The following is a 15,924-nucleotide window of genomic DNA, read 5'->3' as shown; positions in this document are numbered from 1 at the left end:
GCACGGTTACGAAGGTCTCGTTTCATTCGAGGTGCGTTCTCTTCACCACGAGCGACTCTACAGTAGCGCGTGCGCATGCTGCATGTCCATCTGATTGAACGCCCAATGACCTTCGCCGTTTCCTCTATCGACATTTCCAATTCCAATGGGAGTAATACTGCTTGCGCCGCCCTCAATTCAGCCGCCGTTTTAGCTGTCCTCAACAATTCTCGCGCTGATACCAATTGATCTATTCCACTCGCTTTTCTTGCCATGATTCTTTCCTCTAATTCATGGCTATATTGTTTCATTTCTTCATTTTTCAATGCGAATTGGAATTATGCTCTAATGCCGTCCTGACGAAAAGCTGCCCCAGAGAAACGTTGGTGTCGCTTGAGTGTCCAAGCAAAAATTACAGAAACCACGGCTCGTGCTCACCCAGCAGACGATCAGAGTTGACAATACAGGCAAGTGGCAGGCAAGGCTCCACTCACCCCCGCTGACTCGCATCCAGCCCCTTCCCTTTGCTGGCTGAGTTGCTGCCACCTTTAACTGTTCAAGTGAAACAGCGTGTCACATCAAATGATGTTTCTCCTTGAGCATGTGATAACTTACCTGCGCCAGCTTGTGGGCCAGCGCCTTGGTGGCAATAACGCTGTTTGTTTTGGCTTTCTTCTTCTCGAAGCAGCGCTTTGCCTTGGCACAGAAACGCCGGGCGTAGTTGGCTGCTTCGATGAAAGCCCATACCAGATAAGCATTACTATTCACAGTATTGCCTTCGCCTTTTTTCTTGCTGTTCGAATAGCGGGTACTGTCCATACAGTGGGCGTAATTCTAATTTGTACTAGAAACTGCATTAATAATCCAATTCCAACCAGTTATGCTTTTGATTAAACAGGGGTATTTTCGAGATCACATAATGCACTAACTAAATGATTCTCGAGCGATCGATGCTGTCAGATACGCGGTTATGAAAATATTTTACATCTCAAACGATGGCGAGGTATAGTCACGCGCTACGCCAAAACTTCATCATCCTTCCTTGCTGCCATTCAAATCCGATGTATCGCTCTTTGGGTTAATATCTTGTGACGACACTATCTAGGAACTAGCCATGTCGCTAACACAGGCTGGGCGCCGGTCTATGGAACTACTTCTTAGTTTTGAACTGATCTCAAGGCCTGATCGATGATAGCTCTCTGGGTTCGATACTCTGGGAGTCTTTTCAGAATTGAACGATCTTCCTCGTCGTTACGATCATTGAAGCTGAGATAGCCAGCGATCCTCTCGGGAGATCGTTGCTCGCCTGAGTAGGCAGTATTCGCCCAGCCCCGTTCGCATTTATCCTTATACTCCTCAAGGGAACGGATAATGTAGTGGTTTATCTGAGCCGCCTTATGGTTGGGGGGAGCGAAACTGTTCCCCTCTACTACTAGATCCTGACCGCTCGCATCGACGCTCGTACCTGCCCTCATTGCGCAACTATGTACGAAGGGCTTATCAATCATGCTAACGCGGGCAAAGCATTTGAGGTGGTGATTGGTTTTATGGTCCGAAGGTGCTGCCCTGACAAAGCGTTCAAACGTTGGGGCGGGGTCGTACCGCTCGATTTTTGAGGACCCAAAGATTTCCCAGTTGATGGAGATCAGGCCGACATCGGGCCTGAAGCACCCCAGAAACTCCTCAACGGTTGCGGCATCATGAAGAACAAGGAATTCATCCGCATCTAGGAAGCACACCCATTCAGTATTTATGTGGCTAAGGGCGGCCTTATAGGCAAGCATCTGGTTGTGCCTCCCGTCCGTAGTCCAGTGCATGGACCTTACAAGACCCTGCTGAGCAAGTGCTGATAAGATATCAGGCGTCCGGTCTGTGCTCTCGTTATCCAAAATAAATATATCGTTAAACCCAATAGCGCGGTGGTAGGCAATCCATTCGGGGATGTAGCGCGATTCATTCCTCATGATTGCGCAACGTGTGGCTGTTGAAGTCGTCATACATACCTGCTCGTCAATTTACTAAGTCGATCTAGTAGTCGCTGCGGTTATACCGTGCTATCTTTATGCAAGATTGGAAAAGCGACCCCTCGGTTAGTTCTTATATTAAGAGATCGTTTGTTTGCCTAGTCTGTGCGGTGCTGACCTGAGGCTGCAGCCAGATACTCGCCCCAATACAACCAAGGGGCATGAAGCTTGATGAAATCTCCCAGTGTATAGGAAAAATAAACGCCCTTTTACACTAAATATGAATATACTCAGGAGCGATTTGGTTGTCAACCATACCGGCAATTAATCCGAAATTCACAAAATTTGTGTCATACTATCAGCAAATAGTATTGATTTTTGATCGTTTTTTGTTAATTACGCGAAAGACGCTCAAGCGGAATAGTCAGCTTAATCAGGAAGTGTACTGAAAAAGATGAACCACGAATCAGACGGGATCGAAAAGACCTTGGACCTGCACAGGTGAACGTGGCGGCACTCGGGAGGACAAGTCGAGATGGTCAAGAATTTTAGTGATTGCACCGGATTCCAGGATGGCGGCGATGATTTTCAGGGTTCCACCACAATGCGGACAGTGTTCGATGTCGATATCAAACACCCGCTTGAGCAAACGCGCCCAACTGATGTACACAGAAGCCGGGGAAGGGCGGAAAAACACCGTATGAACGTTTAATCGAAAAAATGAGATAATTTTTCCTCGTCAACCGAAGTTGTTTCCATCACAGTTTTTAATGCCTTACCAGAGTGTGGCATTTTAGTGCATGGGCTTCTTATGCCTGCGTTGGATTGCTTACACCCATGAGAAACTAGTGGCTTTTACTTGCAAACGACGTGGATTCTGCCCTTGATGTGGTGGTCGGCGTATGGCGCAGATTGCTGCCCACCTGGTTAATCTGTCCCCCCAATATACCGTGCAGCAGGGGGTGTTGTCGCTGCAGATTCCGCTGGGGGTTTTATTTTCTGCTCAACCACACTTACTCTCGAAGGTCATGCAGGTCATTCACCGCGCCATTTCAATTTTTCTACTCAAGCAAGCTGGATTAAAACGGTGTGATGCACAAACTGGTGCGATCACACTCCTCCAACGCTTTGTTCAGCAGCCAATCTCAACAGTCACCTGCATTGTCTGGTACTCGATGGGGTCTATCTTAGTCGCCCTGAATGCGAGGCTGCGCAACGAGATTATTCCTGGTAGCAAGAAGAGAGAGCAAAGGTAATGCATCCGATACGAATAGCGGTGTACCATTTTCCTCAGCGTCTGCACGCATTAGTTGGGTGCGCCTGTTAAAACGGATGTTCGACATCGACATTGAACATTGCCTGCCCGCCACCTTGAGTACTAGTACAAATATTTGATTTTTTAATCTTTATGACTCATCTTTCTCAGCTTTCTTTATGGTTGAGCTGATCATTCTCCCTATGCGTCTTTCGCCTGAAAAACAAAAAATGATCTAAATTCAGCAATTTTTGCTACTAAATGGGCACAAATTTTTTGAATTTTTGATCGCTTATTAGAGTGTTTGACACTCCATCCGTTTTTCTGTACATTCATTTCTTATGAAAAAGAGCGTTTATTTTTCCTATACCCTTGTCGGCGGCCGCCTCAAGACGCTGCCGTACGATGGCACGATCCTGCACGGGATCGTGCGTATTCTGCCAACGGTATGCGAGGACACGGGCTACCGCTGGAAGACGCTCTACCTAAAGGCCACGACTTGGTAGCGATGAACGCGCTGCATATCCATATCGGCATGCCGAAGACCGGTACCAGCCTGATCCAGGCGGTGTTGGCCGGAATGCGCAAGACGTTTGCGACGAACAAGATCTGGATCCCGCCGACGTTCATAGGAGCGCATCGCCTCGCAGTGGAGGCGACGCCGCGCGACAGCAAGCTGCACGAACGGTCGGATTTCGTGCACATCAAAGCTGTGATGAGCCTGGAGCAGGCGCTCGCCGAGAGTCAGCCACCAAGCCCAGATTTTCATACGGCCGTCATGTCCTCCGAGTACTTTAGCCTATCCAGTCCGCGGCTGCTCCGCGAGATCCTGTGCAGTCATGATTTGGTGACGCCGGATACGACGATTGTTGCCGTGCTGCGTCGCCAGGACCGTATCATGGTGTCGGGCTTCAACCAGAGCGTGAAGGCGATCAACCGCACGCAGCCGCTGGTGTGGAACTCGCATGCGCAGGGCCGGCTCGATTGGTACGCACTGCTGGCGCCATGGGCCGAGGAGTTCGGCAGGGCCGCGGTCAAGGTGCAGGTGTTCGACCGCATGGCTGCTGGGCGCGAGAGCCTGACCAGCCGGGTGCTCGATGCCTGCGGCATCACTTATGACCTCGGCCAAATCGTCGCAGCGGAGGACATTCACAGCAAGTCCGAGAACCGCAGCCTGCCGGCCGAGTTACTGGCCTTCAAGTTCGTCGCCAACGCGGTGACCAAGATGCGCGAGCTCAACTGGTTGATAAAAGAGGCCATTGACCGCGGCATCGGCAACGGGACGTACAAGCTCGACGCCGAGACTACGCGCCGGATCATTGAGTATTACCGCGCGTCGAACCGGCGCGTGGCGACCGAATATCTCGGCGAGTCAGGCGACTTGTTCGACGATCGCATTGATCCGGCGACACACACCACGCTCGACGTGCAGATGGAGACCTTGTCACGGATCCTGGCCATCTGCGGCACTGAAGTGGAGCGTTTGCGCACTGTGTTCGCCCGCGCCGAGAAGCTGGCTGCCGCGTCGGCGCCGGCGGAGTTCGACCGCATCGTCCAGCTCGAATGGCTGCTGCGCCGCGCGATGGCCGCCGGCGTGGCGGGCGGCCGCTACCGACTGCCCAAGGCGCTGGCGCAGGAGATCGTCGAGTACTACAAGTCGTCAAACCTCGCGGTCGCGCGGCGCTTCCTCAAGGAGGACGCACTCCTGTCCGACGACGTGATTGAGGACGCGCAGGCCAGCGCCGGGCTGGACGTCAACGTCATGGCGCAGCTCGTGGCAGTGCTCGCGGCCGAGATCGGCGAGCTGCGCCGGCGGGCCGGACAGCGTACTGCCACACAAAGAAGTTCACCAGTCTCCGATATTACCGAATCGCCCGCGACAGCTGATCCTACACATCGACTTGCCGAAGACCGGCTCTTCGGCAAGTCAGGCGCTGCAGGATGCGATCACGAGCGGCAATAGCCGACTGCTGCTTCACGCCTTTCGCCAAGGCGCCATCCTTCACGCAGGAAGCGAGAGTTTCGGCCCCTTCCACTTCGGCACCGCTGCTGTTGACGCCGATACTGTAGATGATTTAATACACCATTTCTACTTTTCTGATCAAACATGCAGGATTTAAACGGTGAGATGCTTAAACTGGCGCAATCACGACTCGGTTCGGCCAATCTCAACATTCATCTGCATTACCTGGTGTTCGATGGCGTCTATCGCATCCAAAAGGGAGCACTGAAATTTCACAGTGTGCTTACACCGATCACTGAGCAACTGACATCAGCCTTCGACTGTTCAACAGGCTAACAGCTCAGGTCGAGCGGTGTTTTGTATCTGCTGTTCTACCTACATCGTTCATTGCTGATAGCCGATAGGATCAACGAAAAATGCTTCTTTACAGGTGGAAGGAGTTTGTTTTGGCGCCTGGGCAATCAGCTGCTCGAGCTCCTTGCCTCGCGCCAGGTCAGCGATGAGGCTAATCTGCACTTCTACTAACATTCCCTGTTCACATTTCAATTTCACCCTGTCTCGCGCGGCTGGTCCAAGGACAGCGACTATGCGATTTAGAAAATCCTCGGTACGTACTTGCTGGCCGATTTTGCGATTCATGAAATCAGCCATGCCCGCTTCATTAAATTGACGAGTTAAATCCACTGACAGGTCAAAATATTCCTCCATAGACCAAGTGGCCTGGCATGTGCCATGCTTATGCCACTCATGCCGCTCCAAACAAGAGCCGGCCGTTACACTGGGCATAACTTCTGCCAATGCAGCCTGAGAATCAGCATCCAGCTTGATTGCCGGATAATCGCAAAAATTCTTTTTCTGGTCAGTAACCTCACCACAGAATGCATACTCCTTATTACATTGCTGTTGGTTGGGCCATAGACCATGCAGAGTAAAATGCTGTGCCTGATAAGAAACCGGATCGGTAATCTGGCATTCTGGTTTTTGTGGTTTAGTTTCGCAGAATGCAGGTTGCCACGAGAGCGCGAGCACATAACTATCGGCTCGACCGGCAGTGTTACAAACATTATTCCCTGCTCCTGCCCTTGTTCCTGCTCCTTGTTCGGTCTGGAATTGTCCACAGTCGGCACTGACCCAGCGCTCTTTAGGATGGGCACCCGGCACGATAATTCGGTACCAGCCTGGACGATCAGGTCGATTAACCTCAAGTGTCTGGTAATTCTCCCCCACCTGAAGCGTGGTCTGATCCGGGTTGGTCAGTTTATTTTTTGAGACATAGGCCGGGCATGATTGTTGTGCGGAAAATGTTCCATTTACTTTATCCGCCCAGCTCGGAAACACGCTACTGATACCGAGAATCAGTACCAATAGCCGGAAGGCAGCACTCATTCGAGTAGATATCATTTTTCTCCTTTCTATAAAATAATTCGGTCGCAAATAAAATACTAGTAATTCCATTTCCAAATCAAACCTGGCTTTGTCAGCTTCTCCTTGCCGTATTATTTATACTGTCTGCGGCTCGCCTTCGTGCCATGTTTGATTTGGAAATGAAATAAGATCGTTCCAGTAAAAACTTTTCATAAGAACCGCTCGGCCTGAGCCCGTCGAAGGCCGATGTTAGCTGTTTAGCAGTTCGACAGGCTCACTGCGAGCGGTTAGCGGTTCGACAGCTCGGCAAGTTCACTGCTTACCGCGAGCGGTGAAGGATTACCCGTAGACCGTTCCAATAAAACTTTACAAAAGAAGAACCGCTCGGCCTTCGACAGGCTCAGGCCGAGCGGTTCGACAATTCGACTAGCTCACTGCTCACCGCGAACGGTAAAGGTTTTACTGGAACGATCTATTAACTCTGCTCAGGGATAACATGCATACTTGCTGATGAGTTTCGAGCGAAGCATTCAATCTGCTCACAAAATACCTCACCATCATTTCATTTTCTAGCGAATATCCGGGCTGAATTATATTGATAGTTATGCTCTTTCATATACCCATCTGATCAACGCATCCATAGCTGAGCGTGCGTTAGCCGCTTGCAGGTGATTAATGAAGAAAACGACAACATTACGACGATCTTTATGATCCTGTAAATAACCAGCAATCGCCGTTACCTCATTGAGCGTGCCCGTTTTCATATGCGCCCTCCCTGCAACCAAAGTACCTCTGAAGCGGTTCCTCATGGTGCCATCCATCCCGGCAATCGCTAAGGAGGAGATAAATTCCGGCATTACCTGACTGTGGAATGCTGCTACCAGCAATTCCCCCATTTGGCTAGCACTAATCCGTTCCTGGCGCGATAACCCCGAGCCATTCTCCATAATTAGTTCAGGGAAGCTTAAACGTTTAGCAAGCAACCATCGCCTGATGGCTTGATCGGATTGCTCCAGCGAGACAGAGGTATGGCCATTGGATGGCATCATCGTTTCCCCTAGCGCCAGATAGAGCTGTCGTGCAGCAACGTTATTACTGAATTTATTGATTCCGCGAATAATTTGCGCAAGTGGTGGTGAGTGATGCACTTTGAGCGGTGCTATTCCATTTGGCACGACGCCATTGCGCACGCTGCCACTAAATGAACCGCCTTGCTGTCTCCATAATTTTTTGAATAAATCATGCACGTAGGCTGAATTTTCATGCAGGCTCAAATGATAAGTATTCTGACCACATTGCATCGCGTAGTTACCGCTGAGAATAACGGTAATCCGGCCATTGTCTCCTTGCTGTTCACGCACCTCAACATGCAGTTGGTTACTCCAGTCACCGCAATTACCACGAATCAGTTTCAGATTATTCTTTAAATCGAGCAATTCCGAGGCCGGATCAACCACTATTCGCACTGTATTATTTTCCGCCTGGGGTATCAGATGCAGCGCTGAGGTGCGGTAATTGACCAGCACTGCTTCAGGAAAAACATTATAGGTTTTATAGCGATTACCATCAAAAGCACCTGGATCGCCCACAGCAACATTGTAGTAACTGTTATCCAGAAGCAAATCACCTGTAATCTCTTTTAAGCCAGTCTGACGAATCTGGCGAACTAATAGCCAGAAATTTTCCAGATTGAGATTGGGATCACCATACCCTTTGATCGCGAGATCGCCTCGCAAGACCCCATCCTTTATCTTGCCCAATGCATAGATCTCAGTCCGCCAGTTGTAAGCAGGGCCCAGCAACTCCAACCCCGCATAGGTAGTCACCAGCTTCATCACCGAAGCAGGATTCATGGCGGTATCTGAATTAACAGCAAGCACTGGCTGTTTGCCACTGACTTCTTTTACATAAATGCCAATCGCCGTCTCAGGAATACTTGCTTGCTTTAGTGCTTGACGGACAGCATCTGGTATATCGGCCGGCCAGACGGATAACGCGGCTAATGTTGTTAACGCTAATAAAAAAGAAAGAACCGCTCTTAACTTAGATTTCAAGCTGATCAAGGATAGCTTCATCCAAATCGAAAAAAAGATCGAACAAATTTGCGTGATATTGCTTTTAACCTAAAAACTGTTTTTAGGTTTATTTAACGTTTACCACGGCAAATCGCAAATCCATCATCCCATCCCATGCGGTATTGTTCATCATTAGGATAGCGCTGCTCATCCTTGTAACCATAGCGGGTTTTCTTCGCAGTCTCACAACCATCAATATAGCCTTCCTTGGTAGCAGGAGGATAGCCACCCAGATTGTAAGTTGGTCGCGTACTGGGTGGTAAAGGACCGGACGGACGCTTCATTGGTGCCGGAGCCGGCTGTGCTCCAGGCACAGGTTTTTCGGGCTTAGCTGGTGGTGGGAGTGGCTGAGTCGGGGCACAGCTTGCCAGCAAAGCGACTAAAAACACGGCGATTAAAAACACAGCTGAAACTCGATACATTGTTAACTTCCTCTTTATTCTCTCCAAACGATTTCTTATTCCATTCCTAAATCAAACCTGACTTTGTCGGCTTCACCTTGCCGTATTATTTATACTGTCTGCGGCTCGCCTTCGTGTCATATTTGATTTGGAAATGGAATTAGGGAAATTCCTGAATCAGTGCCCTTGTGGTTATAACACCGATTTGAGCAATTTACCCATTTCCGCCGGGTTGCGGGAGACACGAATCCCGCATTCTTCCATGACGGCAATTTTTTCCTGCGCTGTTCCTTTACCACCGGCAATAATTGCTCCAGCATGTCCCATACGTTTGCCTGGTGGTGCTGCCAGGCCTGCGATAAAGCCAACCACCGGCTTTTTCATGTTGTCCTTGATCCAGCGGGCACATTCTTCTTCATCGGTTCCACCGATCTCACCCACCATCAATACTGCATCGGTTTCATCGTCATCATTGAACAGCTTCATCACATCGAGATGTTTCAACCCGTTAATCGGATCTCCGCCGATCCCCACGCAGGTGGATTGACCTAACTCCAATGCCATGAGCTGGGCAACGGCTTCATAGGTCAGCGTACCAGATCGCGAAACTACACCAATGCGCCCTTTCTTATGAATATAGCCGGGCATGATGCCAACTTTAATCTCATCAGGCGTGATGATGCCAGGGCAATTCGGCCCAATCAGCAGTGTTTTGCGTCCCTCCATCTTATAACGAGTACGCAGCATATCGCGCACGGGTATGCCTTCCGTGATACAAACGACCAGATCAAGTTCCGCTTCTACTGCTTCATCGATCGCTGCTGCTGCAAATGCAGGGGGTACATAAATGACCGAGGCGGTCGCACCCGTAGCCTCTTTGGCTTCCTGCACAGTAGCGAAAATGGGTATCCCCTCAAACTCCTCACCCGGCTTTTTGGGATTGACACCTGCCACGAAACATTGCTGTCCATCGGCATACTCGCGACACAGTCGGGTATGAAACTGCCCCGTTTTACCCGTGATACCTTGGGTGATCACTCGGCTATTACTATTAATCAAAATAGACATAATTTAGACTCCCATTGCTTCTATGTTGCTGCCCTCACTGCTTTCTCAGCAGCATCGGCCATAGTCGTTGCAGAAATAATCGACAATCCCGATTCAGCCAGAATTTTTTTACCCACTTCCACATTGGTTCCTTCCAGACGCACAATCAACGGTATCGCTAATTTTACTTCCCTTGCTGCGATGGTAACCCCTTGCGCAATGACATCGCATTTCATGATTCCGCCAAAGATGTTGACCAGGATAGCCCGCAATTTTGGATTACGCAGCATGATCTTAAATGCCTCGGTCACTTTATCAACAGTCGCTCCACCCCCCACATCAAGAAAATTAGCGGGACTGCCACCATAGAGCTTTATGATATCCATCGTAGCCATGGCAAGTCCTGCACCATTCACCAGGCAAGCAATATTGCCATCGAGCGGTATATAGGAAAGACCATGCTCGGCTGCTTCGATTTCTGCCGGATCCTCTTCATCCAGATCACGCAAAGCAACAATATCAGGATGGCGAAACAGCGCGTTATCATCGAAATTCATTTTTGCATCCAATGCAAGTACCTGACCGTCACTCGTCACAATGAGCGGATTGATTTCAAGCAGCGAAGCATCATTCTCATCAAAAGCTTGATATAACCCTTTCAGTAAAACTTGTGCTGCGGGCAGACTGGATGCAGGTATGCCGATTTTGCGCGCTAAAGTATCAGCTTCCTGATCGCTCAGTCCGGCCATCGGGTTGATCAGAATTTTCCGGATCTTTTCTGGTGTGCTCGCAGCAACTTGTTCGATGTCCATGCCCCCTTCCGAACTTGCCATCAGGCAGGCACGCTGACGACTGCGATCTATCACGATTCCCACATAATATTCGTGCTGGATGTCCACACCCTGCTCGATATAGAGGCGATGAACCACTTGGCCGGCTGATCCCGTTTGCGGCGTAATAAGTGGTTTGTTCAGCATGCCTTCCGCCAGTAACCGAACTTCTGCCAGCGATCGTGCTAATTTGACTCCTCCCCCTTTACCCCTTCCACCTGCATAGATTTGTGCTTTTACTACCCATTTGTCACCACCTAGTTTTTCGGCAGCAGCAACAGCGTCATCCACGCTGAAGCATGCGATTCCTGGCGGTGTCTTTACACCATAACGGCGTAAAATCTCCTTAGCCTGGTACTCATGAATTTTCATTGTTAATATTCCTATTTTTCTTATTGGATCTTATCCAGTGCTGCCAGATAGTTATCGACCGCCTTCAGTTCTTCTTCGAAATGAGGCAACAAACTGGCTAATTCTTTTTCATTGCTATCTTTAGCTGCTTGCTCTATTTTCGCACACCATTCGCCCAGCATCATTGCTCCGACTGATCGCGCCGATGATTTGAGTTTATGCGCGGCCGCCTTGATTAAATCGAATTGATTCTTTCGAGCAGCATCCCGCAATTGCTCGCCAATTTCGCTGGTATTGGTACGGAAATCCTGCAAAAATTCTCGAATGGTTGCGGGATCATTGCCCACTAATGCTTCGAGTATACCCACATCTACCACCGGTGTAATTGCTTGGCTGCCCGCAGCTTGCTCAGCAGGCACAACTGGCTTATATTCTGGTGCAGGCATCCATTTCTCCAGTGTGACTTTGAGTTGTTGCAGCTGTACTGGCTTACTCAAATAATCGTTCATGCCGAGAGCACGGCATTTGTCGGCTTCACCTTTGAGCGCGTTGGCAGTTAGCGCTACGATTGGAATATCGGTCTTCCCTTTCTTGGCACTGCGGATATTTTGGGTAAGCTGATAGCCATCCATCTTCGGCATATGCAGGTCACTCAGGAGCAAAGCATAGTTTCCGCTTTCCCAACGCTGCAAGGCTTCCTGTCCATCTGCTGCCACATCTGCGGCATACCCCAGCAAAGCCAGTTGCTGTCGAATAACTTTCTGGTTGATCTCATTATCTTCCGCTACCAGAATCAGTTTCCCTAGTTGCAAAGCTTCCTCACGAGAAGGTGGTGTAATCCGTTTAATCCCTTGAGGAGTAGGCACTTCTTCCTCCAGTTTTGCTCTACCTGCGGCAGCGGCAACTGCCTGAAGAAATGCTTGCCGATACAGAATATTCCCATCTAGCGTAACCGATCCGTCTGGCTGGATGCGTCCGAGATGACGCCGTCCCCTTTTAACGATGACAAAATGAGGCTTTTCTTCCGTCTTCAGCATTGCTCGGGTGCGGAAAGCCAAACGTAGTTCATCTACAGGCGGCTCCTCATGACCGGCATCAATCACGAGCAGCCATTGCCCGGGAGGAAGCTTCTTGATGCGCTCACGCGCCGCGGCAAGATCAGTCACACGTTCAACATTCGCATTTACAAACTTCAAATAGGCAACCAGATCGTTACTTATCCCCTCTTCGTCACCAATCACTAGACATGAAAGTCCACTAAGATCAACCATTTTATCGCGACTAACTGGTTTAGTCGGTAAAGGTTTAAATGGTAGGTGTACGATAAAAGTGGAACCTTCACCCGGTATACTCTGAACGGTGATCTCTCCTCCCATCAATTCTACCAAATGATGAGTGATCGTCAGTCCTAAGCCAGTCCCCCCAAAACGCCGGGTGGTAGATATATCTCCCTGGCTAAAAGGAGTGAACAGACGCTTCAACGTCTCTTCATTCATACCGATACCATTATCCATTATCTGGAAGGCAATGAGTACACGCTCTGAGGTCAATTCGGTCATGGTCACCTGGACTGACACTCGACCTGGTCGCTGCTGACCACTGGAGAATTTAATCGCATTGTTGATCAAATTGACCAGCACCTGGCGTAGACGCAACGCATCACCAAGTACTTCCTCAGGGATAGTCGGGTCGGTAAATAAAGTCAGCTCTACCCCCCTGTTCGCCGCCAGATGTTCCAGCATGCTGCACGCTTTTTCCACCGCCGTCGCCAATGGTATTGGTGCGAGCTCGATCTCTATCCTGCCTGCTTCAATTTTTGAGAAATCAAGGATATCCTCAATTATGTCCAGCAAGGCGAACGCTGATTCTTTGATCAGATTGGTCATTTCCATCTGGTAGCTGGTTAAGCTTGATTGCTGCAAGACTTCAACCATTCCAATCACACCATTCATGGGCGTTCGAATCTCGTGACTCATCACTGCCAGAAAAGCTGATTTGGCTTTATTGGCCTGCTCTGCCTCCAGCCGAGCATTTTCCAGATCCTTCATGATTTTTACGTGCTCACGGATATCACGCATTACACCAGTAAAATGGCGTTTCCCTCCCACGAAATATTCACTAACCGCGAGATAGATAGGAATCAATTCACCGTTTTTGTGTATCCCTTCCACTTCCCTTTCTAAGCCAATACCATGAGATCCGCTTAAATACGGGCGACCGACATATTTTTGCCCATAACCCGTCTTGCAATAGCGCTCCATATAAAACTGATGCTGACTGCGATCAGGCTCTGGAACCAGAATAGCTATATTCTGACCAACCGCTTCTTCGCTGGTATAGCCAAACAGCTTTTCCATCACTGGATTGACCGAAAGCATGAAGCCTCTTTCATCGGTCGTAACGACACAATCCACCATATGCTCGACCACTGAACGCGTCTCCTCTTCCTTGATGGCTAATTCGGCATTGGCATATTCCAGCTCGGCTGTTCTTTCTGCTACACGATCTTCCAGCTCACGGTAGCTGGTATTCAACCGTTCGGTCATAGTGTTAAAGGCATCAGCCAATGTCCCTACCTCATCCCACCCTTCACTCGGGACTCGCTGCTGCAGATCTCCCGACGCAATCGCCTGCGCCCCTTCATTGAGATTTTTCAGAGGTGTCATCACACGCCGGTTGAACAACATCGCACCTAGCGTGGCAAGGATAAGGGTCAAACATAGAATCACAAAGCCAATGGTACGTACCCGAAAGACGGAGGCAAAAGCTTCTTCCACATCGATTTGCACCACCATTCCCCACTTCGTTCGCGGGAAATAACGCCAGGCCGCTACCACCTGATGACCACGATAATCGATGGCCATTCCACCACCAGCCTCACCGTCCAGACTTTTTTTGATGGTACTTGACAGAATGGGATTTTTAAGAGAAATGGTCCGCTTTAAGGCTGCATCAGGCTCATCTTTCAAGGGTGCCATCACTAATGCTGTCTGTTCGTCTTCAAAACGGGTAACGATCGTTTCACCGCTTTCTCCGAGACCGACATTGTTGGTGAGCACCTCAAATACACGTTCACTATAAATCTGAAGTGCAAAAACGCCATGTATTACATGGTCAATAACAATGGGAACGCCAATAAAGGCTGCAATGGCGCCTCTAGAAGGCTCGTAATACTCAAAACTCGAGATGCTGCTCTTCCCTGTCTCCACTGCCTGACGAAATACCTGACCCAGTCCTGTATTGCGATAAAGACCAGTAAGCAAGTTAGTGGCAAAATCAGCCTCGTGAGCAACTGTAAAAACAACCGATCCATCCATAGAAACCAGGAATGCATCGTAATACCCTGCGCCGCTGACGAAGCGTTCAAAGTGCTCGCGATATGTTGCGTCCAGCTCACGATAAATCTCGGAATCAACACCATACCGATTAAACACATTAATAAATTGATCAATGGCTTGATGGGTAGTCTCCGCTCCCTCAATCAGATGAGCATCGAGCAATCGTTCCTCTAAGTAAAAATCGATCTGTTCGACCTTTTTATCAGCAATTGCTGAAACCTGCTGGATAGCAGCCTTGTGCATCTCGGTCTCAAACGTATGCAACAGACTATAACCAATCAGAAGTATGGGTAATAGCGCGGCAAGTGCAAACCAGATCGCAAATCGCTGTGTCAGGGAATTAAAATAAAGCGAAATCATTCTAGCAAGCAATCTGCATTGTGCTGCTGTTTCAGGCTGCGGCGCGCATAGTAAGCAAATGCAGCTGCACTGCGTTGTGCACGCAGAATCCAATCGTGTGCTTCACGCCCGAGTTCAGGATCAATCGGTTGAATCTTACCAGCAGAGGCAGCCAGCAAATGCATGCGCGCAGCCCGCTCGAATGCAAGCGCCAGCAGGCAGGCTTCTTCAATGCTGCCACAAGCCACCAGCAGGCCATGATGCGCCAGCAATAAAGCCCGTTTATTGCCCAATGCTGAGGCAATCAGCTCACCTTCCTCATTACCCACTGGCACCCCTGGCCATTTGGGAAGAAAAGCCACATCATCATACAGTACGCAATTATCCATATGAGAAATTTGTAAAGGCACCTCGAGCATGCTCAAAGCTGCCGTATGCACTGCATGGGTATGAATAATACAGCGCACATCAGGGTGCGCGCGATAGACCCAGGCATGGAAGCGATTGGCGGGATTAGCCATGCCATCCCCTTCCAGTACCTGCAGATTCTCATCAACCAACAATAAATTACCCGCACTGATCTCGTCGAATCCCAAGCCAAGTCGCTGCGTCAGAAAAGTACCTGGCTGTTCCATACGCGCCGTGATCTGGCCAGCAAGACCAGAATCATGACCATTATCGAACAGAATGCGGCAAGTCAAGGCCAGCTTCTGGCGTAAGGTATAGCCAGCACCTTGTATATACTGCTCCATCTGATTGAAGGCACGTTGGATCAGTTGATTTTTATCAAGATTGAAGGTGTCATTGCTCATGATAGCTTTCTCTGTTTGCGGCTCATACCGGTTTAAAATGATCGATAATTATCAGCATACCAAATAATATACTGATTGCGTTAACCATTCTTTTTCTCCCTCAAGTAATTAACGTGAGTTCGACATAAGAAAAGAAGTAAAAGGAATCTGAATTCCTTATGATGAAGCGAATTTGGAAAAGAGTTTCATCATTAGAGGAGTCAGA

General features: G+C 49.2%; 13 protein-coding genes and 2 pseudogenes. 5 read left to right on the top strand and 10 right to left on the bottom strand.

The window, feature by feature from the left end; translation table 11 throughout:
- Positions 1-254 (bottom strand): annotated as a pseudogene (locus tag BLV54_RS12230) (winged helix-turn-helix domain-containing protein); the annotation flags it as partial.
- 298 nt (positions 255-552) lie between these two features.
- Positions 553-798 carry a hypothetical protein gene (locus tag BLV54_RS12225; RefSeq protein ID WP_176969762.1) on the bottom strand — a complete coding sequence of 82 codons (246 nt, stop codon included), beginning with the start codon at positions 796-798 and terminating at the stop codon, positions 553-555.
- Positions 799-960: 162 nt separating this feature from the next.
- On the opposite strand from BLV54_RS12225, the pseudogene BLV54_RS15680 reads away from it, so the two are divergent.
- Positions 961-1,071, top strand: a pseudogene (locus tag BLV54_RS15680) (IS5/IS1182 family transposase); the annotation flags it as partial.
- Between the two features lie 65 nt (positions 1,072-1,136).
- Here BLV54_RS15680 and BLV54_RS12220 read toward each other — a convergent pair.
- Entirely contained in the window at positions 1,137-1,976 is an 840-nt protein-coding gene (locus BLV54_RS12220; RefSeq protein WP_090571941.1) for a glycosyltransferase family 2 protein, read from the bottom strand.
- Positions 1,977-2,845: 869 nt separating this feature from the next.
- On the opposite strand from BLV54_RS12220, the gene BLV54_RS12210 reads away from it, so the two are divergent.
- The 4 genes from BLV54_RS12210 to BLV54_RS12200 all read left to right on the top strand — a co-directional run bounded on the left by BLV54_RS12210 (position 2,846) and on the right by BLV54_RS12200 (position 5,497).
- Positions 2,846-3,199 (top strand): hypothetical protein, encoded by a 354-nt coding sequence (locus tag BLV54_RS12210; RefSeq protein ID WP_090571939.1) that lies wholly within the window; start codon positions 2,846-2,848, stop codon positions 3,197-3,199.
- A gap of 340 nt (positions 3,200-3,539) precedes the next feature.
- Entirely contained in the window at positions 3,540-3,704 is a 165-nt protein-coding gene (locus BLV54_RS16170) for a hypothetical protein (protein ID WP_176969761.1), read from the top strand.
- A 2-nt stretch (positions 3,705-3,706) separates the two neighbouring features.
- A complete protein-coding gene (locus BLV54_RS12205) occupies positions 3,707-5,161 on the top strand; it encodes a hypothetical protein (protein WP_090571938.1) in 1,455 nt (484 codons plus the stop codon).
- Between the two features lie 144 nt (positions 5,162-5,305).
- Entirely contained in the window at positions 5,306-5,497 is a 192-nt protein-coding gene (locus BLV54_RS12200; RefSeq protein WP_090571937.1) for a hypothetical protein, read from the top strand.
- A gap of 48 nt (positions 5,498-5,545) precedes the next feature.
- Here BLV54_RS12200 and BLV54_RS12195 read toward each other — a convergent pair whose 3' ends face one another.
- The 7 genes from BLV54_RS12195 to BLV54_RS12165 form a co-directional block, all read right to left on the bottom strand.
- Positions 5,546-6,562 (bottom strand): ribonuclease T2 family protein, encoded by a 1,017-nt coding sequence (locus tag BLV54_RS12195; protein ID WP_090571936.1) that lies wholly within the window; start codon positions 6,560-6,562, stop codon positions 5,546-5,548.
- Between the two features lie 566 nt (positions 6,563-7,128).
- Positions 7,129-8,589 (bottom strand): D-alanyl-D-alanine carboxypeptidase/D-alanyl-D-alanine endopeptidase, encoded by a 1,461-nt coding sequence (gene dacB / locus BLV54_RS12190; RefSeq protein WP_256329448.1) that lies wholly within the window; start codon positions 8,587-8,589, stop codon positions 7,129-7,131.
- An 83-nt stretch (positions 8,590-8,672) separates the two neighbouring features.
- Positions 8,673-9,023 carry a hypothetical protein gene (locus BLV54_RS12185; RefSeq protein ID WP_090571934.1) on the bottom strand — a complete coding sequence of 117 codons (351 nt, stop codon included), beginning with the start codon at positions 9,021-9,023 and terminating at the stop codon, positions 8,673-8,675.
- Between the two features lie 171 nt (positions 9,024-9,194).
- Positions 9,195-10,070 (bottom strand): succinate--CoA ligase subunit alpha, encoded by an 876-nt coding sequence (gene sucD, locus BLV54_RS12180; RefSeq protein ID WP_090571933.1) that lies wholly within the window; start codon positions 10,068-10,070, stop codon positions 9,195-9,197.
- A gap of 20 nt (positions 10,071-10,090) precedes the next feature.
- Complete coding sequence (gene sucC, locus BLV54_RS12175; RefSeq protein ID WP_090571932.1) at positions 10,091-11,251, bottom strand: ADP-forming succinate--CoA ligase subunit beta; 1,161 nt, start codon at positions 11,249-11,251, stop codon at positions 10,091-10,093.
- Positions 11,252-11,271: 20 nt separating this feature from the next.
- The gene (locus BLV54_RS12170) at positions 11,272-14,928 is read right to left on the bottom strand and encodes an ATP-binding protein (RefSeq protein WP_090571931.1); all 3,657 of its coding nucleotides are present in this window, start codon (positions 14,926-14,928) and stop codon (positions 11,272-11,274) included.
- Positions 14,925-15,719 (bottom strand): aldolase, encoded by a 795-nt coding sequence (locus BLV54_RS12165; RefSeq protein WP_090571930.1) that lies wholly within the window; start codon positions 15,717-15,719, stop codon positions 14,925-14,927. The genes BLV54_RS12170 and BLV54_RS12165 overlap by 4 nt, the downstream gene beginning before the upstream one ends.
- Positions 15,720-15,924 lie beyond the last annotated feature (205 nt).

The sequence above is a fragment of the Nitrosomonas sp. Nm33 genome, assembly GCF_900107265.1.
GTDB lineage: Bacteria > Pseudomonadota > Gammaproteobacteria > Burkholderiales > Nitrosomonadaceae > Nitrosomonas.
The sequence above is the reverse complement of the archived record's forward strand: the minus strand, read 5'-3'. Positions and strand labels throughout refer to the sequence as shown.